This window comes from Amycolatopsis sp. CA-128772 (assembly GCF_002904295.1).
GTDB lineage: Bacteria > Actinomycetota > Actinomycetes > Mycobacteriales > Pseudonocardiaceae > Amycolatopsis.
Genome location: NZ_PPHG01000083.1, coordinates 15,094 through 38,966, shown reverse-complemented (window position 1 = coordinate 38,966; position 23,873 = coordinate 15,094). Strand labels below are relative to the sequence as shown.

Genomic DNA, 23,873 nt, shown 5'->3' with positions numbered 1-23,873 from the left:
CGACCCCGAGCAACCGACCGGCCCCGCGAACTGTCCCCCGAGAAGCGCCGAACCTTCAGCGAGCCGCCGCGCGGGCCGCTGACGGGTCCGAGGTGGCCAGCGCCGCCTTCGCCAATGCCTCGCACTCCGCCAAGCTCGCCGTCGCCAGGCTGGCGCCCACCGTGCGGATGGCCGGGGCGTTCATCGACAGGCTCGTCAGCCCCAAGCCCGTCAGGACCAGGGCCAGCCGTGGGTCGGCTGCCGCTTCGCCGCATACGCCGGCCGGCTTGCCCGTGGCCTTGGCCGCGTCGCCGATCAGCTTCAGCAGGCGCAACAGGCCCGGCTGCCAGGGGTCGTTGAGCTTGGCCACCGCGCCGAGCTGGCGGTCCGCCGCGAACGTGTACTGGGCCAGGTCGTTCGTGCCGACCGAGACGAAGTCCACCGCTTCGAGGATCTCGCGGGCGCTCAACGCCGCCGCCGGGATCTCGATCATCACGCCCGCCCGGGCGATGCCCGCCGCGCGGACGCGGTCGGCGAACCAGGCCGCCTCCTCGACCGTGGCCACCATCGGGGCCATCACCGAAACCTCGGCGCCCGAGTCCTCCGCCGCGCCGGCGATCGCCTCGAGCTGGCGGTCCAGCACCTCAGGGCGGTCGAACGCCACGCGCAGCCCGCGGACGCCGAGCGCCGGGTTCGGCTCGGCCTCCGGGGACAGGAAGGCCAGGGGCTTGTCGGCGCCCGCGTCCAGGGTGCGCACGATCACCGGCTTGCCCGCGAACGGCGCGAGCACCGCCGTGTACGCCGCGCGCTGGTCGGCCACCGACGGCTCGTCCGAGGCGTCGAGGTAGCAGAACTCGGTGCGGAACAGGCCGACGCCCTCGGCGCCCGCGTCCGCCGCGGCCTGCGCGTCGGCCGGGGAGCCGACGTTGCCGTAAACCTTCACGCGGTGGCCGTCGGCCGTCTCGCCGGTGCCGTTCCACTCGGCCAGCTGGGCTACCGTCGCCGTGACGACCGGGGCCGACGGGTCCGCGACCTCGACCGTGCCCGTGTCGCCGTCGACCGCAAGCGCTTGCGCGTCCAGGGCCAGCAGCCCGCGGACCGCGACGACGGCCGGGATGCCGAGCGCGCGGGCCAGGATCGCCGTGTGGCTCGTCGGACCGCCCTCCTCGGTGACCAGCGCGAGGACCTTCGCCGGGTCGAGGCCCGCGGTGTCGGCCGGGGCGAGGTCGCGCGCGACCAGCACGCTCGGCGACGCCAGCTCGGGCACCCCCGGCGGCGCGATGCCGAGCAGCTCGGCGATCAGCCGGTCGCGCACGTCGCGGACGTCGCGGACGCGCTCGGCCATGTACCCGCCGGCCGCGGCCAGGGCCTCGGCGAAGCCCTCGGCGGCCTGGTGGACGGCTCGCGCGGCGGGCAGTCCCTGCGTCTTGACCAGCGTCTCGGCCTGGGACGCGAGCGCCGGGTCGGCGGCCATCGCGGCCGTCGTGATCAGGATCGTCGCCGCTTCGCCGGTCGCGGTCTCGGCCTGCTTCTCCAGCCGGCCGGCGACGATCGCGGCCGCGGGGACGATCCGGGCGGCTTCGGCGGCCGGATCGGCCGGGGCCGGGGTGGCTGCGGGCTCGCCGAGCGGCTCCGCGACACGGACGACGGGACCACTCGCACGGCCGGGGCTGACGGCGACCCCGGACAGAAGCTCAGACGACATGGTCTAGACCATAGCTCAGATAGGTCTGGATATCTCGTGGTGGCGGGCACAAACCGCGGTGACGCACCTGTTCGAGCACCGGCCGGACCTCCTCCTGCCACCAGGCGTCGGCCAGCTCGTCACGCGTACGCACCGGCCGTCCGGCCAGCATACGGCGGAAACCCCAGGCCTCGGCCGAGTCGGCGAGCCGGAACCAGTCGGCCGGGTCGTCGAGCCACAGCCCGAGCCGGACGTCGTCCGGCAGCGGCACGCGCTCGAGGAACATCCGCTCGGCGGTCTTCGACGGCAGGTCGGCGAGCGTCAGGCAGCGCAGCGCGCAGGCGACCGTGCTGATCCAGCGCACGCGGGCGCGGATCGTCCGGGCGCCGCGGGCCCGGGCAAGAGCGACGCGGTGGTGGCCGTCCTCGACGAAGAACATGTCGGAAAGCCGGACGAGCCGCACCGGCGGGAGGTCCGCCGACGTCCGCGCGAGGTGCTCCCAGCGGTCGCGCAGCGCCCGGTTGCGCGGCCGGAACTCGCGGTCGAAGTCCCCGGCGCGGGCGACGGTGCCGACGACACCTTCCAGCGGCACGTCGTAGACCCCTTCGTCGACCTCGGTCTGCTTGCCGAGCGCTTCGAGGGTCTCGTCGAGCGGCATGATCGCGAGCCGGTCCGGCCGGCGCGCGTCCGCGATCGCCCGCAGCTGCGCGACGTAACCCCGCCACCAGGCCGAGCCGAACGAATCGCCCATGTGACGGGCAACACGGCCGACGCGGTGATCATTCCCCCAGGTCGGCGGCGGTCGGGTAGGACGGCTGCGCGCCGGCCCGGGTCACGCTGAACGCCGCGACCCGCGCCGCCCGCTCCGCCGCCGACACCAGGTCGGTGCCGTCGGCGAGCGACGCGGCGAGCGCGCCCGCGAAGGCGTCGCCCGCCCCGGTGGTGTCCACGGCTTCGACCGCCGGCGACTCGACCCGGCTCACCGAACCGGCTTCGACGACGACGGCACCGGCCGCGCCGAGCGTGACGACGGCCGCCCGCGGCCCGAGGTCGAGCAGCTTCCGGAAGGCCGTGCCGGGCCCGGTCAGCCACGCGGCCTCGTGCTCGTTGACCAGCAGGACGTCGAGCTTGGCCAACGTCTCCGGCGAAATCTCCGCGGCCGGCGAAAGGTTGAGCAGCACCTTCACACCCTTCTCGGCGGCGCGCGCGACAGCGTGTTCGACGGTCGGCAGCGGCACCTCCAGCGAGGCGACCATGACCTCGACGCCGTCGAACACCGCGTCGACGTCGGCGGGTTCCAGGCTGGAGTTGGCGCCGGGGGAGACGAGGATCGAGTTCTCGCCGTCCGGGGTGACGGTGATGTAGGCGATGCCGGTCGGCCGGTCGCTGGTCCGCACCAGGCCGGTGTCGACGCCGGCGGCGCGGAGCGAGTCGAGCAGCAGCCGGCCGTACGGGTCGTCGCCGACCGCGCCGAGCAGGGCGACGTCCGCGCCGAGCCGGCCCGCCGCAACCGCCGTGTTGGCCCCCTTGCCGCCCGGTGAAAGCACGGTGTCACCACCGAGCACGGTCTCCCCGCCGCCCGGGCGCCGATCCACCGCGACGACGAGGTCGGCGTTGGCGGATCCCACAACGAGCACGTCAGAGTTCATGCCCCGCACTGTGCCACGAATGCCGTCCGGACCAGGTCAGCACGGGCAAGGAAGGGAAAGTGAAGGTTTTTGTAACTTATCCGGGGCTGAGTGCGACAATCATGCGAGCAGCGGAAGCCCGTCACTCGTTCGGGGGATAACCATCCTCCGGTCGTCACTACGTGGTCCGGTCCCGCTCTCCTGGTGCGTCACCGCGGAAACGTGGTGGCGTTGCCCCAACCGGCGCGAGCCGGGCAGGGCATCGGGTCGCCGGCGTCGATCACGTAGCCCCCCGAGTGATCGGCGTCGGCGGCGCCCCGCCCCACCCGACGGTCAACACGACGCCGCGGGGCAGCATCGCCGGCGCGCACCTGCTGAACTTCCGCGCGGCCGCGGCGCTCAACGGCCGCGGCAGGCGGTACCAGCCATCGCCCAGCGCGAGGCGCTCGGCCTCGCCGTGACGCAGCGGGAAATCGAGGCCGGCCGGCCGGAATTCCAGGTGACCGCCCGCCAGCAGCCGCAGTTCGGCGACTTCGCGCCAGCTCAGTTCGAGCTTCCGGTACTGGGTGTGCCACGTGAAGCCCACGTTCGAAAGCCGCAGGTCGGCTCGGAGCACGCGCTTCTGGGTGTTGTATTCGGCGGCGTGGACGAAGGCGGCGAGCACGACGACGGCGCCCAGCAGGATCCGGCAGGCGGTGTGCAGGAAGCCGGACGGCCAGAATTCGGCTCCCGCGTATGCCACGCCACCGAGCAGGACCATGGCGAAGTCGAAAAGCCACACGCTGCGGCGATCCCACCCGTTGACGTGGATGTCGACGTGGTCCAGCTCGGGCACGGTGGCCGGGCCGGGGGTGAGCGGGGGCGCTGGTGCGGGCAGCACCGCGGCGACCGGCCGTTCGGTCACGCCGGCGTACTTCCCGGCGACCTCGCGGACACGTGCTGCTTCGGTGACCGACAGGGTCATCCCGGGTACGAGAAACCTGCCCTCGGCCACCGGTGTGAGGCCCCGGTGGCGCTCCGCGAACCGGGCGTCGGCCGGCTCGAGCACGACCCGGAACGACTTGTCGCCGCCGGGCTCGGCCGGGACCACGACGGCTGCCAGTTCGTTCCAGCGCACGGCCCAGACGACCCCGCCGATGATCCGCGATATCCCGGAGGCGTCGAGAACCAACTCGTCGACCACCGGTTCCGGCAGCGAGCGGAAGACCAAGATCAGCCCGATCAGCCCGAACCCCCCGCCGAAGACGCAGCCGGCCACTCGCGGGCTCTGCTGGGACGCCGACAAGCCCGCCCACACGATTCCGGCGCCGACGGCGAGGAGTACCGCGGCCAGGATCCAGTGCCGCCCGGCCGTCCGCGAGACGACAAGGCGGCCGCTCTCCGGCGCGGTCACTCGATCGAACCCGAGATGCGCCGAGCCCCCTGGTTGTCGAAGAGGGGTGCCGCGGCCGCGGTCTCCTTCTCCGGCGGCTCGTCATCGTCGTCGCCGTCCAAGCCCTCGGCCACGTGCTTCAGAACCTCCTTGCCCGCCTCCTTCTTGACCGCCTTCGCCAGTTCCTCACCGAACTTCGGACCGAACTTGTCGCCGAACTCCCGCCGGGCGTCGGCCGCGAACTCCCGCCCGACATCGCGGAGGTTGTCGCCGATGGAGTGCTCCGACGAAACGACTTGACCCCAGGTCCGCCGGTTGGGCCGGCCTTCTCGCACCTTGTCGGCGAAGGACTTCGCGTCCTTCGGCTCGAGCAGGCCGCCGACACGCCGCAGCGGACCGGGCAGCCTTCCGGCACCCCTGCGCAGCACGTCCCGTACCCGGCCGAAGATTTCGGTGATGCGGTGGAAGAGATCCTGCGCCTTCTTGAAGGCCTTGACCAGTTTCTTGATCCACTCCATGCACTTGCTGCCGGTCTTCACCGCCTCCGCGGTGCCTTCGGTGGCCATGCCCGCGGGCAAGGCGGGACCGGGATACCGGCAGGCGATGCTGATCAGCTTGCCGACGCACTCGGAGATCAGGTCCCGCACGATCGAGCGCACGACGCTCAGGATCGTCTTGCAGATCTCCACCAGTTTCGAGATCGCATTGGCGCCGGTCGCCACGCCGGCGTACGTCGCCGCGCGGTCTTCGGCGAAGGCGCGATAGGCGTCCGCCGAGGCGCCTTCCCAAGTCGCGCTGTCCTTCTTGACGGTGTCCTGGAGGTCGGTGCTGATCTTCTCCAGCTCTTTGCCGACGTTCTCCCAGGTGCCGACCATGTTCTCCAGCGCCGTCTGGTCACCGGTGAGCCAGTCGAGCGGCTCCCGCAACCACGGGAAGAACTCCATCGCCCAGCCGACGGCCGCGGAAGCGAGCGTCCCGATCGGGTCCGCGACGAGGCCCGCGATGCCGGTGGCGCCGAACCCGGCGTTCACCAGGCCCTCGGTCCAGTTGCCGTCGGCGACGGCGGTGCCCGCGTCCCAGAAGTCCTGCAGGAGGCCGGCGCCTTCGAGCGCGCTGCGGTCTTCCGCCGCGTCCGTCTTGATCAACGGGTTGTCGGCCACGCCTCAGTCCTCCACCTTGAACAGGTCCTTGAACTCCGCCTCGTCGGCTTCCTTCAGCTGCTGCCACTGCTGGATGCGCACCGAGTGGTCGTACGACGACGTCGACGCCGATTCGATCGCGATCTCCGCCACCTGCTGGGCGAGCGCGCAGATCGCCGCGAGCGGGATGCCGAGCAGACCGAACGCTTCGGGGTGCTCGGTCGCACGGGCGGCTTCCTTGCACTTGTCGATCCGGTCGGTGATCGCCTCGATGTTCTCCCGGTGTTTTCGCAGCTCCTGCGGGTCGACCGCGAAGCCGGGGCTGCCTGGTCCGGTCATGGTTCCCTCCCCCTTTCGCGCGTCAGCGCAGGTAGTCGCCGTCGCCGAAGTAGTCGTCGTCGTGGCCTTCCTCCGCTGCCGGGCGAGCGGGCCGCGGCGGCTTCGGAGACGGCGGCAGTCCGCGTTCGGCTTCGGGGACGAACCGGGTGCCGTCGTCCGCCGACGGCGCTGGTGGTGCGGCGAACCCCGCCGGCTCGGGCGCGGGGAACTGCCGCTCCAGACGGCTGACCAGCTCGTTCATCACTTCTGGGCCGACCGGGTGGGCGACACCCGCCTGCACCGCCGTGGCGAGCTTGCTCTGCGCGGCCTTGACCGTGCGGAGGATCTCCTCGGCCAGATCCGGTTTGTCACGCACGCTCATACCGATCTTCAGCCCGACCAGGTTGCCGGCGTGGTCGACCTCGACGCCGATCTGGCCGTCCCGGCTGCGCTCGGAGACCGTCACCGCCTCGATTTCGTTGACCATCAGCTCAGCCTTGCGCCGGGACTCGGCCATCCGGGCCTCGAAGTCCGCGATCAGCTGCTCAGGGTTCGTCACGCGAACCTCCCCGTTCACGTCAGTAGCCGTACGGCGACCGAGTGTGGCACACCGCACCGACAGTTACCGGCGTTTTCGCGCGGTGTGACGGAGGACCCGTCGGTCCGCCGCCCTGAGCAGGTCGATTCTTCGTACAGCCGAGATCGCGCGCACCGTGGAGTCGGGCGCCGACGGTCTCGGCAAGGTGCCGGCCGGCGCGGGCGTCGGCCTGGTCGCGGGCGGACCGGCCGGCGCGGTGCGGCGGCTGGTCGGTGACGTCCGGGTGCAGCGAGTTCTTCGGCTGGTGGAATCGGGAAATGGAACCAGTCCAGGGCTATCCGGCCGTCGGATACGTCGACACGGGGATCGACCCGCAACACAAGCGGAGCTGTGTCGTCACCGTCGGCGTCTCGGATGAACTCGCCTACTCGGTCTCCTTGACCCTCGGGGACAACCGCCGGAGAGGGTAAGGACGCCTGCCAGCTCGGGCGCGGCGTCGCGGACACCGTGCTGACCAACCTGAAAGCGCGCTCCTGAGCTGCACCTTTTCGTTACGGCGGAGATCGCGTTGATGCAAGATCTGTCGTAGTAAGCACCTAGACTGTTCGGATGAGCCACCCCACGCGGAGGGGTCGCGCGCGTGCGGCTACCGAACAGGATATCCGGCGGACCGCCCGGAAACTGCTCGTCGAGCAGGGGCCGGAGGCGGTCACGTTGCGTGCCATTGCGCGGGAGCTGGGGATCACCGCGCCTGCGCTCTACCGGTACTACGAGTCCCGTGACGACCTCGTCGAGAACCTGCGGCTGGATGTCTGCGCCGACCTGGCCGACGAGCTCGCCGAGGAGATCGCCGAGCTGCCGGAAGACGGTGTGCTTCAGCTGTTCGCCATCTGCAAAGGTTTCCGGCGGTGGGCGCTCACCCACACGAAGGAGTTCACGCTCGTCTTCGCGTCGCCGACCGGTGGGGTCGGGTCGACGTCGGGGAGTGCGCTGAGCCGGGTCGACGAGCCGTTCGGGCGGATCTTCCTGGCCGCCGCCGGGCGGGTGCTCGCGCGGCACGACATCGTGCTGCCGTCGGCCAGCGGGGTGCCGGACGAGCTGCGGGACGACCTGCAGACCTTCCAGGAGCCGCTGGTCGCCGTGCTCGCCGAGTCCGATCAGGGCGTGCCGGTGGAGAAGATCGACCTCGGCGTGACGTACCTGATGATCCAGTTCTGGGCCCGGCTCTACGGGCACGTCACGCTCGAGGTCTTCGGCAACTACCCGATCCCGATGTCGAAGCCGGACGTCCTGTTCGAGTCCATGCTGCTCGACCTCGCCCGGGAGATCGGGCTCTACGCCGGCTAGGCCGCGTGGCCGCCGTCCACCGAGAGGACCGCAGCCGTCACGTACTCCGCGCCGGGTGAGGCCAGGTAGGAAACCGCCGCGGCCACCTCGGCCGGCTTCCCGTAGCGGCCCGACGCCGTCATGGCCGCCTGGTCCGCCGCGTACGGGCCGTCGGCCGGGTTCATGTCCGTGTCGGTCGGGCCCGGGTGGACGAGGTTGACCGTGATGCCGCGCGCGCCGAGCTCACGCGCGAGCGCCTTGGTCAGGCCCACCATCGCCGCCTTGCTGGTCGCGTACAGGGCCATGCCCGGGCCCGGTACGCGGTCCGTGACGCAGCTGCCGATCGTGATCACGCGGCCGCCGTCGCCCAGGACGCCGGCCGCGGCCTGGGTCGCCGCGAACACGCCGCGGACGTTGACCGCCAGCACGCGGTCGACGTCCGCCAGCGAAGTTTCGGCGAACGCGCCCACGAAACCGACGCCCGCGTTGTTCACCAGCACGTCGAGCCGGCCGAATTCCGCCACCACAGCCGAGACGGCGGCGGAAACAGCCGCGGCGTCCGCCGAATCGGCCTGGATCGCCAGCGCACGGCGGCCGAGGCCCTTGATCTTCTCGACCACCTCGGCCGCCAGCTCGGCGTGGTGCACGTACGTCAGTGCGACGTCCGCGCCGTCCTCGGCGAGCCGCAGGGCGGTGGCCGCGCCGATGCCGCGGCTGCCGCCCGTCACCAGGGCCACCTTGCCGTCGAGGGTCATCCTCGGTTCTCCTTCGGTCGAACGGGTTTCCTTGACCGTTCAATCAAATCGAGAACGAGCGGCGAGTACTGGCGCCTTTCCGACAGCGCGCTACAGGACGATGTTGACCAGCCGGCCCGGCACCACGATGACCTTGCGCGGCGAGCCGTCGCCGACCAGCGCCGCGACCTTCTCGTCCGCCAGTGCCGCCGCCTGAACCTCGTCCTGCGACGCCGAAGCCGCGACCGTCACCCGGGACCGGACCTTGCCGTTGACCTGGATCGGGTACTCGACCGAATCCTCGACCAGGTACTTCTCGTCCACCACCGGGAACGGGCCCTGCACCAGCGAATCCACGTGCCCCAGCCGGTGCCACAGCTCCTCGGCCAGGTGCGGGGCCAGCGGCGCCAGCATCAGCACCAGCGGCTCGGCCAGCTCACGCGGCGTCGACGCGGCTGCGCCGTACACCTTGGTGACGTGGTTGTTCAGCTCGATCAGCTTGGCGCCGGCCGTGTTGAACCGCATCTCCGCGTAGTCCTCGCGGACGCCGGCGACCGTGCGGTGCAGCACCTTCCGGTCGGCGTCCGTGGCCGCATCGGCGGACACGCGCAGCTCGCCGGACTCCTCGTCGACGACCAGGCGCCACAGCCGCTGCAGGAACCGGTGCGCGCCGACGACGTCCTTCGTCGCCCAGGGCCGGGACATGGCAAGCGGGCCCATCGCCATCTCGTAGAACCGGAACGTGTCGGCGCCGTAGTTCTCGGCCATCTCGTCCGGCGTGACGACGTTCTTCAGGCTCTTGCCCATCTTGCCGTACTCCTGGGTGACTTCTTCGCCTTCGAAGAAGTACTTCCCGTCGCGCTCCTCGACCTGCTCGGCCGGGACGTAGACGCCGCGCGCGTCCGTATACGCGTACGCCTCGATGTAGCCCTGGTTGAACAGCTTCCGGTACGGCTCCTTGGACGTCACGTGGCCCAGGTCGAACAGCACCTTGTGCCAGAACCGCGAGTACAGCAGGTGCAGCACCGCGTGCTCGACGCCGCCGACGTACAGGTCGACACCGCCGGTGTCGTCCGCGCCGTGCTCGCCCGGCCGCGGGCCCATCCAGTACTGCTCGTTCTCCGGCGCGCAGAACGCCTCGGCGTTCGTCGGGTCCAGGTAGCGCAGCTGGTACCAGCAGGAACCCGCCCAGTTCGGCATCGTGTTGATGTCGCGGCGGTACTTCTTCGGGCCGTCGCCCAGGTCCAGCTCGACCTCGACCCAGTCCGTCGCGCGCGCCAGCGGCGACGACGGCATCGAGTCGCGGTCCTCGGGGTCGAACGTCACCGGCGAGTAGTCGGCGACCTCGGGCAGTTCGATCGGCAGCATCGACTCGGGAACGGCGTGGACTTCGCCGGCCTCGTCGTAGACCACGGGGAACGGCTCGCCCCAGTAGCGCTGGCGCGAGAACAGCCAGTCGCGCAGCTTGTACTGCACGGTCCCGGTGCCGGCGCCCTTCTCCGACAGCCAGTCGATCATCGTCTTCTTGGCCTCGGCGACGTCCATGCCGTCCAGGCTGAGTCCATTTTCTTGCCGAGAGTTGATCGCCGGGCCGTCACCGGTGAACGCCTTGCCGTCGAAGCCTTCCGACGGCTGCACGGTCCGGATGATCTCCAGGCCGAACTTCTCGGCGAACTCCCAGTCGCGGACGTCCTGGCCGGGGACGGCCATGATCGCCCCGGTGCCGTAGCCCATCAGCACGTAGTCGGCGACGAAGATCGGGATCTGCTTGTCGTTGACCGGGTTCGTCGCGTACGCGCCGGTGAAGACGCCGGTCTTCTCCTTATTCTCCTGCCGGTCCAGTTCGGACTTGCGCGACGCGGCGACGCGGTACTCCTTGATCGCCTCGGCGGGCGACTCCGCGCCACCGGTCCAGCGCTCGTCGACGCCGTCGGGCCAAGCGGCCGTCGTCAGCTTGTCGACCAGTGGGTGCTCCGGCGCCAGCACCATGTAGGTGGCGCCGAACAGGGTGTCCGGGCGGGTCGTGAAGACCTCGATGCCGTCGTCACCGGAAGAGAACGTGACGCGGGCGCCGTGCGAGCGGCCGATCCAGTTCCGCTGCATGGACTTGACCTTCTCCGGCCAGTCCAGCAGGTCCAGGTCGTCGACCAGGCGATCGGCGTACGCGGTGATCCGCATCATCCACTGCCGCAGGTTGCGGCGGAAGACGGGGAAGTTGCCGCGCTCGCTGCGGCCCTCGGAGGTGACCTCTTCGTTCGACAGCACGGTGCCCAGGCCCGGGCACCAGTTGACCGGCGCTTCGGAGATGTAGACCAGCCGGTGGTCGTCGATCACCTTCTTCCGCTCCGACGCGCTCAGCGACGCCCAGTCACGGCCGTCGGGCGTCGGGCGCGAGCCGTCCGCGAACGCGGCTTCCAGCTCGGCGATCGGGCGCGCCTTGCCCGCTTCGGTGTCGTACCAGCTGTTGAAGATCTGCAGGAAGATCCACTGCGTCCAGCGGTAGTACTCGGGGTCGATCGTGGAGATGCGACGGCGTTCGTCGTGACCCAGGCCCAGGCGCCGGATCTGGCGCAGGTAGGTCCGGATGTTCTCCTCGGTCGTCTTGCGCGGGTGCTGCCCGGTCTGGACCGCGTACTGCTCGGCCGGCAGGCCGAACGCGTCGAAGCCCATCGTGTGCAGCACGTTGCGCCCGATCATCCGGTGGTACCGGGCGAAGACGTCGGTGCTGATGAAGCCCAGCGGGTGCCCGACGTGCAGGCCGGAGCCCGACGGGTACGGGAACATGTCCTGGACGAACAGCTTGTCGCTGGGCACCGGCTGCCCCTCGACGGCGAGCGGCCCGACGGGGTTGGGCGCGTGGAAGGTGCCCTGGTCGGCCCAGTGGTCCTGCCAGCGCTGCTCGATCTGACCCGCCAGCGCGGCCGTGTAGCGGTGCGCCGGGACGTCAGTCCCTGTCGCCTCAGTCATGACGTCTTCCTTCGTTTCGAGCCGCTCCAGAAACAACTCGACCCCTCAGCCACCAGGGCATGAGGGGTCGCCGCGCCGGCCAGGCCGGGCCTGGTCAGCGCGGCAGGCTAAGGAGCCGCCGAGCCGTGTTCATGTGCACATCGTAACTTGCTGGTCAAAGCCGTTCCGCGGGGACCGCCAGTGCGGCGAACTGGGTGACCTGGGTCGCGGAGAAGTTGTCGTCGCTGACGATGATCAAGCTCCGCTCGCCGTTCGGCAGCTTCGGGCCCCAGGTCATGCCCTCCAGGTTGTCTACTGTGGACAAGCCGAGGTCGGCCGCGTCGAAGAGGAACCGCTTCTTCACCGGCTTGACGTGCTTCGCCTCGCTCAGGGACTTGACATTTAGGACGTTCGTCGCGCCCTTGGTGTCGATCTCGTAGACGCGGACCTTGTTGCCGACGCCGGTGACGAACGAGCGTTCCATCATCAGGAACTTCGTCGGGTCGGCCTGGTCGACGGCCAGCATCGAGGACACGCCCGTGGTGGCGAACGCGCCATCGGGCACCGGTGACGCGAAGATCGGCTCCTGCGGGTAGGCGTACTGCGCGAAGACCGGACCGAACCGGGACTGCATGGTGATCCGCGACAGCGCGCCGGCGGTCGTCGTCGGCATCGGGCCGTCCTGAAGCAGCGGGCCTTCGAGCTCGCTGACGATCAGCGACCCGAACCCCGCGAAGGTGAGGCCTTCGAGGGCCAGGTTCTGACGCGGCCCCGCCGTCGGCGTCATCTTCTCGTTCGCGGGAATCGGCAGGTCGCGGACGTATTTTCCGTCGCGGCGAGCCTCGCGGACCGACGGGTCGATCAACGTCGTCGCCGTCCGCTCACCCTCCTGCGACCAGTAGTAGTCACCGGTCCACGGGTCGACGCGCAGCTCTTCGGGGTCGATCGTCTGCTCGTTCTGCGGCTTCGCGGGGTCGTTCTGCGCGAGCGGCGGGTACGGCGTGCCGTCCGGGCGCAGGAGCGGTTTCGTACCGGTCAGGGTGACGTCGCCGACGCCGGCCGCCGACACGGGGAAGGTCGCCGTGTAGAACCGGGCCGGGTTGATCGCCGACCGGTCGTCGCAGATCAGCGCGTAACCGCCGGTCCGGGGGTCGTAGTCGATGCTGGACAGGCCGCCGACCGTCGTGCCCTGAAACTGCAGGGAGTGGGGGACGATCTTTTCGCCGAGCAGCCGGATCGGCCGCTGGTGACTCTCGGTGGCGCTCGCCGGCGCCGCGGCGAGAATTCCCCCGATCAGGGCAGCGGTCAGGACGGTGGGCAGTACACGCGGTGACATGGCCTGTAGCACAGTCGATCAGGGTATCCGGCAGGTTGCCGGGACGTCACGCTTATCCTTGAGCTCGTGTTCGCTATCGTGCTGGTTCCGGTCGTGCTGGGTCTGCTCGTCGGTTTTGGTGGGTTCCTCGGGTTTCGCGAGCGCTTGACGCGCGAAGGCGGCACCGGGGTGCGCACGGAAGCGGCGTTGCGCAGCGAAGAAGCTTTCAAGCTGGCCAACCGCGTCGCGGCGCTGCCCACCATGGCCGGAGGCGCGATCGCCGTGCTCACCGGGCTGGCCGGGCTCGCCATGCCGACGACCGGTGGCCTCGTCTCGGCCGCGCTCGTGGGCGTGCTCGCCATGGTGCTGCTGGTCATGGGCGGCGGCGTGCTCGGCAACCGGGCCGCGCTGACCGTGCCCGCGCCGGCTCCGGCGGCTCCCGCCGGGTGCACCGGCTGCGCGTGCGGCTCCGGCGGCTGCGGCGTGTTCAAGAAGGCCGAGGCCTAGTTCCGCTGGAGGTCGCCCGGGTGGGTGGCCAGCAGCGCGAGCGGGATGCCCTGGCGGCGCAGCACCTGGCTCCACAGGTCGCCGTCCGGTGAGGCCAGGATGTCGCTCGGCAGCGCCGGCACGATGACCCAGTCGTCCCGCTCGATCTCGCCCGCCAGCTGCCCGGAGTCCCAGCCCGCGTAGCCGGCGAACACGCGCACGCCGCGGACCTTCGGCACCAGCGCCTCGGGGTCGGTGTCCAGGTCGACCAGCGCGACCGGCCCGCGGACGGCGATCACGCCCGGCACGCTCGCCGCCGTCTCGCCGGTACGCAGCGCGGCCAGGCACAACGCGGTCTTCTTCTCGACCGGACCGCCGACGAACACGGCCTGCGGTTCGGCCACGTGCCCGCCCCAGTTGGGGAGCACGTCGTGCACCGCGACGTCGCTCGGCCGGTTCAGGACCACGCCGAGCGTGCCCTCCTCGCGGTGATCGATGACGAACACCACGGTCCGGCGGAAGTTGGGGTCGACCATCGTGGGGGCGGCGACCAGGAGCGTTCCCGGTTCAACCTCGGCGTCCGCTGGCACAGACCCATGATCCCATCCTTGGCCCGGCGAATTACTTCGGCTCGGGAACAATCGTCCCAAGAGCCCCGTTGGAAACATGTGGTCGGCGCACTCCGTGTCCCCCGGGCTCACTGAAGAACCGCCTTTGTGGAATACCGTCCGGCTGGAGCCACACTGCGCATAGCCGCCGAGAGGCGACCTCAGTGCGCCGGCCACCCTTACTCGGTGGCTCCGCCACCTTCGCGCACCCGCACTGCGGGTGTTCACCAGGGGGCAAGCCCCCTGGAACCCCCCAGAGTGCGCCGGCCACCCATATACCCTGGCTCCGTGATCAGCTCCCAGTCGACGACAACGCGTAGAGGCCCTCGGGAGCTGCTCGAAGACCCGGACTTCCGGCGCCTGCTCTTCACCCGCTTCGCCGCCAGCTGGGGTGACGGCGTCTTCCGCGCGGGCCTCGCCGGAGCCGTGCTGTTCAACCCCGAGCGCGCCGCCGATCCGCTGGCCATCGCGGGCGGGTTCGCCGCGCTGCTGCTGCCGTATTCGGTCGTCGGGCCGTTCGCCGGTGCCCTGCTGGACCGCTGGGACCGCCGTCGCGTCCTGATCTTCGCGAACCTGCTGCGCGGGCTGGCGATCGTCCTCGCGTCCGCCGCCGTCGGGTTCGGGTTCGGCGGCCTCGGCCTGTTTTCGCTGGCCCTGGCCGCGGAAGGCATCTCCCGCTTCATCGGCTCCGGGCTTTCGGCGTCGCTGCCGCACGTCGTGGAGGAGGAGAGCGTCGTGACGGCGAACGCGTTCGCCACGACGCTCGGGTCGGTGGTCGCCGTCCTCGGCGGCGGCTGCGCGATCGGCCTGCGGGCGCTGTTCGGCAGCAACGACGTCGGATCGGCCGAGACCACGGTGTTCGCCGTCCTCGGCACCTTGCTCGCGGCCTTCCTCGCGCGCGGTTTCGCCCGGGGCGTGCTCGGGCCGTCGGTGGTGGACGAGCCGCCGAACCCGGTGCTGGCCGTCGCGCGCGGGCTGGCCGACGGCGCCCGCCACGCCTGGCGGGCGCCGAGCGTCACGGCCGGGTTCGTCGCGCTGTTCGCGCACCGGGCGTCGTTCGGGGTGTCGCTGCTGGTCACCGTGCTGTTGATGCGCAACTACTTCACCGACCACGGCCTCTTCCGCGCCGGCCTGCCCGGGCTCGGGCAGATGGCCGCGCTCGCCGGGGCCGGGCTGCTGCTGGCCGGGCTGCTGACCGCGCGGATCATCCGGAAGTTCGGGCGGCTGCGCGCGGTGCTCGGGTCGCTGGTGCTGGCCGCGATCGCGCAGTCCGCGCTGGGGCTGCCGATGCTGCTGCCGCTGGCACTGCTCGCGTCGTTCGTCATCACCGGGGCGGGGCAGGTGCTGAAGCTCTGCGTCGATTCGTCGATCCAGCTCGACGTCGCCGACGAAGCCCGCGGCCGGGTGTTCGCGCTGTACGACACGCTGTTCAACATCACCCAGGTGGCGGCGGTTTCGCTGGGCGCGCTCGTCGTGCCGGACAACGGCCGCGCGCCGGGCCTGCTCGTCGCCGCGACCGTCTGTTACCTGGTCGGCGGGGCCGGCTACCTGCTGGCCCGCCGGCGCACGATTCGCTGAGGCAAACACTCGAACCGGTCACGGCCACTGCTCCATTGGCATTAGGGTGACGGGCAGTCATTAGTAGGTTCGAGGGACACCGGGGGCACCTGTGACCACCGCGGGCGACGACCGTGCACGGCTCGAAGCACGTAATGCCGCGATGAAGGACCAGATGGCCACCCTCCTGGAAAACTTCGAGCGGCAGACGGCGCAGCTGCGTGACGCCCAGGCCGCGGCGGCCGAGACGACGGCCCAGGTGAGTTCCCCCGATGGCCTGGTCCGCGCGACCATCGACGCCGGTGGCAGCCTCGCGAAGCTCGAATTCGCGCCGAACACCTTCGAGCGCACGACCCCCGCGCAGCTCGCGAACACCGTCCAGACGCTGGTGCGCCAGGGATCGCTGCAGGTCAAGGGGAAGATCGCGGACCTGATGGCGCCGATCACCGAGGGCCTGCCCGACCTCGCCGACCTGGTCGAGGGCGCGCCGTCGCTGGCCGGGCTCGTGCCGCCGATCCCGTCGTTCGAGTCGTTCGAAGAGTTCGCCGAGCAGTCTCCGGCGCCGCGGCCCGAGTCGTTCGAGGACGGCGGGTCGATCCTGCGCAACGAGCAGGCGCCGGTGCCGGCGCCCAAGCCCGCGCCCAAGCGCGTCCGCCCGCCTCGTGACGAGGACGAGGAGCCGCCGTCTTCCTGGATGACGAGGGGCGACTGATGCCGGACGGGGGTTCCGGCTTCACGGCGGAGCCGGACGCGGTGCTGCGCGCGTCGAATGGCCTGGTCACGGCGGCCGACGGGCTCGAGAACGCGGCGAAGGCGCTGCAGTCGGCCCTCGCCGCGCAGGGCGAGTGCTGGGGCGGCGACGACTCCGGCAAGGAGTTCGCCAAGGACTACGTGCCGGGCGCGCAGGGCGCCGTCGACGGGTTCACCAACCTCGTGCAGGGCTTGCGGGGGATGCAGCAGAACGTCGCCAAGTCGATGAAGGCCCTCACGGGCGCCGACGAAGACGTGACGTCGCAGCTGGGCAAGGGGCAGTAACGCGTGGGGATGGAGATGCCCGACGCGGTCAAGTGGCTGCTGCCGATCGTGGTCGGGGAGAGCTGGCCCGAGGGCGACGAGACGAAGCTGCGAGCGCTGCGCGACGCGTGGCACACGGCGTCGGCGGCGATCGGGCCGGTGTCGGAGACGGGCACTCAGGCGGCGTCCGGCATCCGCGACCACTGGACGGGCGACGGCGCCGACGCGTTCGCGGAGCAGTGGAAGAAGTTCGTCGAGGGCGACGAGGCGTACTTCAAGCAGCTGGCCGACGCGGCCCAGGCGCTCGGGGACTCGTGCGACCAGACGGCACTGGACGTCGAGTACACGAAGTACATGATCATCATTTCCTTGATCATCTTGGCGGCCCAGATAGCGGCGATGATCGCGGCGGCGGCGGTGACGTTCGGCGGCTCGACGGCGGGGATCGCGCCGGCCCAGATCGCGACCCGGATGACGGTGCAGATGCTGTTCCGGCAGCTGCTCGAGAAGCTGGCGCAGCAGGGGTTCAAGCAGGTCGCGAAGGAGCTGCTGGAGAAGCTGCTCAAGCAGGGCCTCAAGAAGATCGGCATGGAGGTCCTCAAGAACGAGGCGATCAACCTCGGCATGGACGCGGGCATCCAGGGCCTCCAGATGGCGAAGGGCGATCGCCAGAGCTGGGACTGGTCGAAGACTTCGGACGCGGCAATCTCGGGCGCGGTCGGAGGCGTTGTCGGGGCGGCTTCGGGGTCGATTGGGCGTGGGGCGACCGAGGGGCTGTCGCACAGCGCGGGGGGCCAGATCGCGGACGCGGCGATGCGGGCTGGGGCGCGTGGGGCTGTGGAGGGGGTTGCGCAGACGGTCGGCCAGGCGGCGGTGACCGGGGATTTGGGGTCGTTGACGCCGGAGCAGCTGCTGATGGGGGCGTCGAGCGGGGCTGTCGGTGGAGCTGTCGGGGGTGCGAAGGAGCAGCTGCACGCGGTTCATGAGGCGGGCATTCCGCGGGAAGCTGGGGCTTCCGCTTCTTCTTCGGAGGCTGAGCCGGGGTCGGGGTCTTCGGGGTCTTCGGGGTCTTCGGAGTCTTCGGGGTCTTCGGGGTCTTCGGGGTCTGAGTCGCGGCGGGATTCTGCTGAGGCTGAGTCGCGTTCGGAGCCGGAGTCCCGGGGGGAAGAGCCTCGGCAGCCGACTGAGGAGTCGCGGCACGAGGCATCTTCCGAGCCTGGATCGCGGGGCGAAGAGCCGCGCCCGCAGCCTGGAGCGCGAAGTGAACAACCTCGGCACGAGCCTGTAGCGCCGCGACCGGCGGTGGATCCGCGCGGCGAGGCGTCACCTTCGCCGGAAGCACGGGCAGCGTCTGAACCGGAGATCCGCCGGGAGCAGCCGGAACGTCCGATCGCCCAGCAGCCGGAGCCACCCCGCGCGGCGGCGGAGTCCCCACAGCAGCAGGCGGCAGGACCGTCGCAGGGCGGCTACGGCATGGCCCCACCCCCGGAGCCAGGACGACAAAGCGGCGGCGGACGTCCGCAGGACAACGTCGGAGCGGCCGGCTTCACGGGCGGCCCGAGCCAGCCGTTCGCGGCGGATGCGGGGACGTTCCAGAATGGTCCGTCTCCGCAGCAGGCATCGCCCCCGCCCGGAGGCGGGTTCACGCCACCGCCGCCATCGGGCGGAACGCCGAACGCCGGCGGCGGTGGTCCGGGCCGCCCGATGCCGCCGGAGCAGCCGCGGCGGGTCCCGTCGCCGGATCCGCGCCAGTTGTGGCAGGGCGGTCAGCTGCCGGCTCGGCCGGGTGGGCAGCCGCCGGTCCAGCCAGGTGGGCGCCCGCATCAAGGCGGCCAGCCGCCGGTCCAGCCAGGTGGGCGCCCGCATCAAGGCGGCCAGCCGCCGGTTCACCCGGGCACGCAACCATTCCGGAGCGGGCAACCCCAAGGTCACCCAGGCGCACAACCATTCCAAGGCGGCCGGCCACCGGTCCAGCCCGGTCCACGTGGGCAATCGCCGGCTCATCCGGGGACGCAACCGTTCCCGGGCGGCCAGCCACAGCAACCTCACCAGGCCGGGCAACCGCCCACGCGACCGTTCCAAGGCGGCCAGCCACCGGCGCATCCCGGCGGACAGCCCCACCCGGGCAGCCAGCCACCGGCTCAGCCCGGCGGGCAGCCTCACCAGGCCGGGCCACCGCCCGCTCACCCGGGAGCGCAACCGTTCCAGGGCGGGCAACACCAGCAAGGCGCGCCGCAGGGTGGGCCGTTCCAGGGTGGGCAGCCTCATCAACGTGGGGGGCAGCCTCCTCAAGGTGGGCTGGATCCGCGGCGGGTGCCGCCGTCGGGTGGGGGGCAGCGTCCGGGTGGGTATCCGGCTCAGCCGCGGGGGCCGCAGGGGCCCGGGCCTCACCCGGGTGGGCGGCCGCCGATGCCGCCCGGTGGGCGGACGGGGATGCCGCCGCATGATCCGCGCTTCGGGCCTCCGACGGTTCCGCCGCCGCGGTTCGGGCCGCCGGTCGAGCACCTTCCGCGGGGGCCCTTCGAGCCGCCGCGGCCGCCTCAGGCGTTCGAGCGGCCCGTGCGCGAGCAGCCGACAGGACAGCGCACGCCCGTCGCCGAACCGGCCGCGCCCGCGGGGGAACACGCCCCGGCCCACGAACCTCCTTCTGGCCAGCCAATGCCCGCGCCCGGGCAACCGGCGGCGGAGCACCCCGCCGACCACACGCCGGCCCACGAACAACCGCCCGCCGACCACGCGCCCGCCCATGACCACCCCACGGCACAGCACCCCGCCGAGCCCTACCTCACCGACGAGCGGTTCCACTCCGATGACCCCGTCGGGATCCGGCGGATCGAGGAGACCTTCATGGACTCCGGGCGGCACAGCTCCGAGTCCGGCGAGTGGCGTCACGAACAGGTTCGCCGCGAAGCGCTCGCCAAGCGGGACCAGTTCCACCCCGGCGTTTCCGATGCCGGCGCGCTCGCCGTGCACGCCTACACGCGGTACGAAATGGTCGGTCCGCTCAACCGGGCTCTGCGGATGGGTGGTCCCGAACTCGTCGACCTCGCGCCGCAGGCTGGGGCTCTTGTCTCCGGGCTGAACGAGCTTCCGGCGCATGTCGGGACCGTTTCGCGGCGGGTTGATTTCCAGGGGGATCCTGCGCGGCTTCAGGCCTTCCTCGACCGGTTCCACCAGGGTGCGCACATCACCGAGCCCTCCTTCCTCAGCTCGTCGAAGGTCGACGCGGGCCATCCGCGCAGCTCCTTCCCCGGTGAGGTCGAGATGCGGATCCAGTCCCGGACCGGCCGGGACGTCGAAGCCATGGCGAGCATCGGGCACGAACGCGAGGTGCTCTTCAAGGCCGGGACGCAGTTCGAAATCACCGGGATCGAAAAGGGCCCCGGGCACCCGGACAACCCGAACCGGCGGCCCGGCGAGCCGCAGTGGGTCGTGCACGCCGAGGAGGTCACCCCCGGGCATCCGCGGCATCTCGGCGAGGCCGAAGCCCGGCAGGCCATCGAACAACGGCGGGCCGACGAGCGCGCCGACGAGGACCGGTTCCAGCGCGAGGCCGACGCCGAACTCGAGCAGTTCTACGCTGACCACCCGCACCTTCGGCCCAGCGGTGACATGTCGAAGCTGACCGCCTTCGACGACCCGAGTGCGCCGCCCCCGCCCGTTCGGCGGCCGCTGGCCACCGGGGCTCCCGAGGGTGGGTGGGCGCAGCTCGCCGAGCCGCTTCGGCCCGGTGGGACGCCCGTGCTGCACGCCGGGTCCGTCGAGACGCCGCAGCAGCACGCCCGGCTCGTGCGCGACGCCGTTCCCGAGCTCGCTGCCGTCAACACCCGCAACCACTACAGCCCGGGCGAACACGGCTTCCGGACCAACGCCGCCGAATCGATGGCCGCCTTCGACCGGCGGATGAACGGCGAGGACGTCGTCGCCGGGCCGGCGCGGGGTGAGCGGCTCGATGGGCCGTGGCGCGGCCGCGGGAGCTTCGACGACGTTGCTCACGACCTCGGCGAACGGCCCGTCGGTGCGCGGTCCGCCGTCGCCTTCGAACACGGGGGTGCCGAACGGCTGGTCGCCGCCGTGCACACCGAGCACGGTGTCCTGTTCGCCGATCCCGTCAGCGGGCGGCTCGCCGAGCTGCCGCACGACGCCGCCGGGATCCGGGAGCTGCCGCTCGGCCCGCACGAAACGATCGCCGACCGGCTGAGCCCCACGCCCGGGCGGCTGCCGCACGACGAGGGTTACCTCTTCGACGGCGACCACCGCGGCACCCCGGCCGACCACGAGAGCATCCGGCGCGCGGTCGGTGACGAGGGCATCTACCAGCAGGTCCACGACCGCGCGCTGGCCCGCCGGGACGCCGCCGGGTTGCCGCTCACCGACGAGGGTGCCGTCGCGGTGCACGGCTACACCCGCGGCGAGTACGCCTACGACGTCAACGAGGCCCTGCGCCGCGGCCCCGGCCACCCCGGCTTCGACCTCGCGCAGGCGAACGCGCGCGCCATCACCGACGGCCTCAACCAGGTTCCGCGCACGTCCGGCGAGAGCGTCCGCGCCTTCGACGTCGGGGGCGATCCGCGGCTGGCCGAGCTCGTCGCCGGGCCGTACGAGCCGGGCGCGGTCGTCGTCGAGCCCGCGTTCTCCAGCGCGTCCATCAAGACCGGCGAGTTCGCCACCAGCAAGTTCGGCGACGACGTCGAGCTGCACGTCCGGTCGGACAACCTCCGCGACATCTCGAAGCTCGCCGAAAACCCGTCCGAGCGCGAGTCGCTCTCGCCGCCCGGGACGCAGCTGCTGGTGCACGAACGCCGGCTGGAGATCACGCCCGAGGGCCGTCGCAAGTGGGTGATCGAGGCCGAGGAGATCGGCCCCGGCCACCCGCGCTACCTCGACCCCGAGGCCGCGCAGCAGAAGATGGCCGAGCGGCGGGCCGAGAACGAGCACAACGCGGCCGAGTTCGAACGGCGCCGCCAGGCCGCGCTGATGGAACGCCTCGGCGGCTTCGGCGAGGCCGAGCCGGCGCCGGCGCCGGCGCCGGCGCCGCACCACGAGCACCAGCCGGTCAGCGACGTCCTCGACGGCCCGGAACCCGCCGTGGTCCCCGAGCCGCAGCCGGACTACTCGACGCTGGCGCGCGCGACGAACCCGCCGTCCGAACCGGCCATCCACGCCGACACGGCGACGCCGGCCGAGCGCGCGGCCTACGTCCAGGACCGGCACCCGCACCTGCGTGACGTCAACCCGGGCTTCCACCAGCCGGGCGCGCTGGAGAACGGGTACCTGTCCAACTGCACCCGCGGGCCCGAGGCGTACCTGGACCGCCTCCGCGGTGGCGACATGACGGCCGAGCCGATCCCGTTCCACGAGATGGGCACCCGCGGCACGCTCGAACACCTCGAAGGCCGGTTCGGCGAGACGTTCTCCGAGCGCGGCAGCTACGACGACGTCATCCGCGAGATGCGGGACAAGCCGCTCGACCACCACGCCGTGGTCGCGGTGAAGTACGAGGGCCCGAACGGCGTCGTCCACGGGCACGTCGCGATGGTCGTGCACACCCGCGACGGCGTCGCGTTCGTCGACCCGCAGTCCGGCGACCTGATGCACCTGCCGCAGCCGCCGAAGGGCATCAAGCTGATGCACGTCGGCACGCCGGAGGAGGTGCACGTCCAGCCCGAGCACTCCCCGGGCGAGACGCACGGCGGCTACGGCCACGCCCCGCAGTCCCGGCTCGACGAGCTACTGGCCCAGCCGCGGGTCGCCGAGGCGCTCGCCGGCGCCACCACCGACCTCGTCGTCAAGGACCACGAGGGCAACCCGCAGAACCTCGGCCCGGTCGGCGAGTTCGTCCGGACGCGGCTGGCGGAGCACCCCGAGCTGGTCGACCTGCTCCACGACCCGGCCAACGAGTTCCTGACGCGGTCGCTGCTGCGCAAACCCGAAACGATCGCCAGCCTGCTGGTGCACGACGAAGCCATCCCGATCCTGGCCGACGCCGTGCACGAGGTGCACCACCCGGAACCGGACGCCGAACCGGTGGGCCCGCACGCGGAGCCGACGCCGCTCACCCCGGACCAGGCGGAGACCTCGCGGGAGGTGGCCGACCAGGCGGCGGAACAGCCGAACGCGTCCCGCAAACAGGCCCCGTTCGACCCGAGCAAGCTCGGGGACGAGGCTTACACGCGGGAGTACCTGGCCGAGCGCTACCGGGAGGCGGCCGGGGTCGACCTCAAGCTGAAGGAAATCCTGCCGCCGCTGGCCGAGGAAACCGGCGGCCACGCCGGGTTCCGCCCCGGGCCGAAGTCCGAAGGCCGGGCGATGGACAAGATCAACACCAACTACGACGGCGACGCGTCGCGGCTGGTCGACCTCGCGGGCGCGATGATCCAGTTCGACCGCGTGCACGACGCCTACGCCGCCTTGGCGCTGATCGCGGAGCACCCCGACCTGGAGATCGTCGCCTTCGACGACCGCTTCGCCAACCCCGCTCCAGCGGGTTACCGCGATCTGCAGATGAGCGTCCGCATCGACGGGCACGTCGCGGAACTGCGCCTGCACCTGAAGGCGCTGGACGATGTCTCGGCGTACGAGCACTCGCTGTACGAGGTCCGCCGCGACCTCAAGGCACTCAAGAAGGCCGAAGACCGACCGCACACCGACGACGAACAAGCCCTGATCGACGGGCTGATCAAGCGCGAACGAGAGCTGTTCTGGGACGCGCTGCAGGGGAGTCTCTAGATGGTCCAGACGCCGTCCTACTTCGAGTACTACAACCACACGTACGTGGTCGAAAGCACGCCGGACGGCGGGCTGACCGGTCGCATCCTGAACTGGAAGACCGGGGACTTCGAGGAAAAACCGGAGCACGTCATGGACGTGCTCTTCGACCACGGCCCGGACGTCCGCAGCCTCGACCGCGAACGGTTCGTGCGCCGGACCGAGGAGGAGCGGCACAACTACCTCCGCGGTGACGGGCCGATCTTCGCGCTGTACCAGACCATCGACGCGATCTGGGCCGCGACCGAAGAGGAGCACCGCAAGATCTCCAAGGAGGAGCGCGCCCTGATCGACTCGATCTACCGGCGCACCTTCAAGATGTGGGAGGACGAGTTCGCCCGCCGCGCCGCCGGCGAAGCCCCGGCCTTCACCTTCACCTCGGTGATCCCGCAATGATTCACGTGGAACATCGGCTTTCGCCCGAAGGACAGCGGACCCTTCTGGTACGGCTGGGAAAGCTC

The 23,873-nt window shown here is 71.3% G+C and carries 18 protein-coding genes; 7 read left to right on the top strand and 11 right to left on the bottom strand.

The window, feature by feature from the left end; translation table 11 throughout:
• Window positions 1-55 precede the first annotated feature (55 nt).
• The 7 genes from ptsP to C2L59_RS35220 all read right to left on the bottom strand — a co-directional run bounded on the left by ptsP (window position 56) and on the right by C2L59_RS35220 (window position 6,679).
• Window positions 56-1,684, bottom strand: a complete 1,629-nt coding sequence (gene ptsP / locus C2L59_RS35250; RefSeq protein WP_103353867.1) for a phosphoenolpyruvate--protein phosphotransferase — start codon at window positions 1,682-1,684, stop codon at window positions 56-58.
• Window positions 1,674-2,414 carry a hypothetical protein gene (locus C2L59_RS35245; protein ID WP_103353866.1) on the bottom strand — a complete coding sequence of 247 codons (741 nt, stop codon included), beginning with the start codon at window positions 2,412-2,414 and terminating at the stop codon, window positions 1,674-1,676. The genes ptsP and C2L59_RS35245 overlap by 11 nt, the downstream gene beginning before the upstream one ends.
• A gap of 28 nt (window positions 2,415-2,442) precedes the next feature.
• A complete protein-coding gene (locus C2L59_RS35240; protein WP_103353865.1) occupies window positions 2,443-3,312 on the bottom strand; it encodes a ribokinase in 870 nt (289 codons plus the stop codon).
• 259 nt (window positions 3,313-3,571) lie between these two features.
• A complete protein-coding gene (locus tag C2L59_RS35235) occupies window positions 3,572-4,684 on the bottom strand; it encodes a hypothetical protein (RefSeq protein WP_103353864.1) in 1,113 nt (370 codons plus the stop codon).
• On the bottom strand, window positions 4,681-5,823 hold the full coding sequence (locus C2L59_RS35230; RefSeq protein WP_103353863.1) for a WXG100 family type VII secretion target: 1,143 nt from the start codon (window positions 5,821-5,823) through the stop codon (window positions 4,681-4,683). The genes C2L59_RS35235 and C2L59_RS35230 overlap by 4 nt, the downstream gene beginning before the upstream one ends.
• Before the next feature lie 3 nt (window positions 5,824-5,826).
• Window positions 5,827-6,141, bottom strand: coding sequence for a hypothetical protein (locus C2L59_RS35225; protein WP_103353862.1), 315 nt, complete (start codon window positions 6,139-6,141; stop codon window positions 5,827-5,829).
• 22 nt (window positions 6,142-6,163) lie between these two features.
• Complete coding sequence (locus C2L59_RS35220) at window positions 6,164-6,679, bottom strand: YbaB/EbfC family nucleoid-associated protein (RefSeq protein WP_103353861.1); 516 nt, start codon at window positions 6,677-6,679, stop codon at window positions 6,164-6,166.
• A gap of 588 nt (window positions 6,680-7,267) precedes the next feature.
• Here C2L59_RS35220 and C2L59_RS35210 point away from each other — a divergent pair.
• Window positions 7,268-8,005 carry a TetR/AcrR family transcriptional regulator gene (locus tag C2L59_RS35210; protein WP_103353860.1) on the top strand — a complete coding sequence of 246 codons (738 nt, stop codon included), beginning with the start codon at window positions 7,268-7,270 and terminating at the stop codon, window positions 8,003-8,005.
• On the opposite strand, the gene C2L59_RS35205 is transcribed toward C2L59_RS35210, so the two are convergent.
• The 3 genes from C2L59_RS35205 to C2L59_RS35195 all read right to left on the bottom strand — a co-directional run bounded on the left by C2L59_RS35205 (window position 8,002) and on the right by C2L59_RS35195 (window position 13,000).
• On the bottom strand, window positions 8,002-8,739 hold the full coding sequence (locus C2L59_RS35205) for an SDR family oxidoreductase (RefSeq protein WP_103353859.1): 738 nt from the start codon (window positions 8,737-8,739) through the stop codon (window positions 8,002-8,004). The two genes, C2L59_RS35210 and C2L59_RS35205, sit on opposite strands and share 4 nt — an antisense overlap.
• 90 nt (window positions 8,740-8,829) lie before the next feature.
• Complete coding sequence (gene leuS / locus C2L59_RS35200; protein ID WP_103353858.1) at window positions 8,830-11,685, bottom strand: leucine--tRNA ligase; 2,856 nt, start codon at window positions 11,683-11,685, stop codon at window positions 8,830-8,832.
• Window positions 11,686-11,839: 154 nt separating this feature from the next.
• On the bottom strand, window positions 11,840-13,000 hold the full coding sequence (locus C2L59_RS35195) for an esterase-like activity of phytase family protein (protein ID WP_103353857.1): 1,161 nt from the start codon (window positions 12,998-13,000) through the stop codon (window positions 11,840-11,842).
• Between the two features lie 66 nt (window positions 13,001-13,066).
• Here C2L59_RS35195 and C2L59_RS35190 point away from each other — a divergent pair, with 66 nt between their 5' ends.
• The gene (locus C2L59_RS35190) at window positions 13,067-13,486 is read left to right on the top strand and encodes an SdpI family protein (RefSeq protein WP_103353856.1); all 420 of its coding nucleotides are present in this window, start codon (window positions 13,067-13,069) and stop codon (window positions 13,484-13,486) included.
• On the opposite strand, the gene C2L59_RS35185 is transcribed toward C2L59_RS35190, so the two are convergent.
• On the bottom strand, window positions 13,483-14,133 hold the full coding sequence (locus C2L59_RS35185) for a YqgE/AlgH family protein (protein WP_255410330.1): 651 nt from the start codon (window positions 14,131-14,133) through the stop codon (window positions 13,483-13,485). The genes C2L59_RS35190 and C2L59_RS35185 overlap by 4 nt on opposite strands.
• 231 nt (window positions 14,134-14,364) lie before the next feature.
• On the opposite strand from C2L59_RS35185, the gene C2L59_RS35180 reads away from it, so the two are divergent.
• The 5 genes from C2L59_RS35180 to C2L59_RS35145 all read left to right on the top strand — a co-directional run bounded on the left by C2L59_RS35180 (window position 14,365) and on the right by C2L59_RS35145 (window position 23,808).
• Window positions 14,365-15,651: an MFS transporter gene (locus C2L59_RS35180; RefSeq protein ID WP_103353996.1), complete on the top strand. Its 1,287-nt coding sequence runs from the start codon at window positions 14,365-14,367 to the stop codon at window positions 15,649-15,651.
• A 142-nt stretch (window positions 15,652-15,793) separates the two neighbouring features.
• Window positions 15,794-16,342 carry a YbaB/EbfC family nucleoid-associated protein gene (locus C2L59_RS35175; RefSeq protein ID WP_103353855.1) on the top strand — a complete coding sequence of 183 codons (549 nt, stop codon included), beginning with the start codon at window positions 15,794-15,796 and terminating at the stop codon, window positions 16,340-16,342.
• Window positions 16,342-16,665, top strand: coding sequence for a WXG100 family type VII secretion target (locus tag C2L59_RS35170; protein WP_103353854.1), 324 nt, complete (start codon window positions 16,342-16,344; stop codon window positions 16,663-16,665). Before C2L59_RS35175 ends, C2L59_RS35170 begins: the two co-directional genes overlap by 1 nt.
• 9 nt (window positions 16,666-16,674) lie before the next feature.
• On the top strand, window positions 16,675-23,373 hold the full coding sequence (locus C2L59_RS50490) for a toxin glutamine deamidase domain-containing protein (RefSeq protein ID WP_370444810.1): 6,699 nt from the start codon (window positions 16,675-16,677) through the stop codon (window positions 23,371-23,373).
• The gene (locus tag C2L59_RS35145) at window positions 23,374-23,808 is read left to right on the top strand and encodes a hypothetical protein (RefSeq protein ID WP_103353850.1); all 435 of its coding nucleotides are present in this window, start codon (window positions 23,374-23,376) and stop codon (window positions 23,806-23,808) included. It abuts the gene before it with no gap.
• Window positions 23,809-23,873 lie beyond the last annotated feature (65 nt).

What these genes read in the sequence shown, in the direction of transcription:
- ptsP (WP_103353867.1), bottom strand. Translation starts at nt 1,684, where the DNA reads ATGTCGTCTGAGCTTCTGTCCGGGGTCGCCGTCAGCCCCGGCCGTGCG.
- C2L59_RS35245 (WP_103353866.1), bottom strand. Translation starts at nt 2,414, where the DNA reads ATGGGCGATTCGTTCGGCTCGGCCTGGTGGCGGGGTTACGTCGCGCAG.
- C2L59_RS35240 (WP_103353865.1), bottom strand. Translation starts at nt 3,312, where the DNA reads ATGAACTCTGACGTGCTCGTTGTGGGATCCGCCAACGCCGACCTCGTC.
- C2L59_RS35225 (WP_103353862.1), bottom strand. Translation starts at nt 6,141, where the DNA reads ATGACCGGACCAGGCAGCCCCGGCTTCGCGGTCGACCCGCAGGAGCTG.
- C2L59_RS35210 (WP_103353860.1), top strand. Translation starts at nt 7,268, where the DNA reads ATGAGCCACCCCACGCGGAGGGGTCGCGCGCGTGCGGCTACCGAACAG.
- C2L59_RS35205 (WP_103353859.1), bottom strand. Translation starts at nt 8,739, where the DNA reads ATGACCCTCGACGGCAAGGTGGCCCTGGTGACGGGCGGCAGCCGCGGC.
- leuS (WP_103353858.1), bottom strand. Translation starts at nt 11,685, where the DNA reads ATGACTGAGGCGACAGGGACTGACGTCCCGGCGCACCGCTACACGGCC.
- C2L59_RS35195 (WP_103353857.1), bottom strand. Translation starts at nt 13,000, where the DNA reads ATGTCACCGCGTGTACTGCCCACCGTCCTGACCGCTGCCCTGATCGGG.
- C2L59_RS35185 (WP_255410330.1), bottom strand. Translation starts at nt 14,133, where the DNA reads ATGTTTCCAACGGGGCTCTTGGGACGATTGTTCCCGAGCCGAAGTAAT.
- C2L59_RS35175 (WP_103353855.1), top strand. Translation starts at nt 15,794, where the DNA reads ATGAAGGACCAGATGGCCACCCTCCTGGAAAACTTCGAGCGGCAGACG.
- C2L59_RS35170 (WP_103353854.1), top strand. Translation starts at nt 16,342, where the DNA reads ATGCCGGACGGGGGTTCCGGCTTCACGGCGGAGCCGGACGCGGTGCTG.
- C2L59_RS50490 (WP_370444810.1), top strand. Translation starts at nt 16,675, where the DNA reads ATGGAGATGCCCGACGCGGTCAAGTGGCTGCTGCCGATCGTGGTCGGG.
- C2L59_RS35145 (WP_103353850.1), top strand. Translation starts at nt 23,374, where the DNA reads ATGGTCCAGACGCCGTCCTACTTCGAGTACTACAACCACACGTACGTG.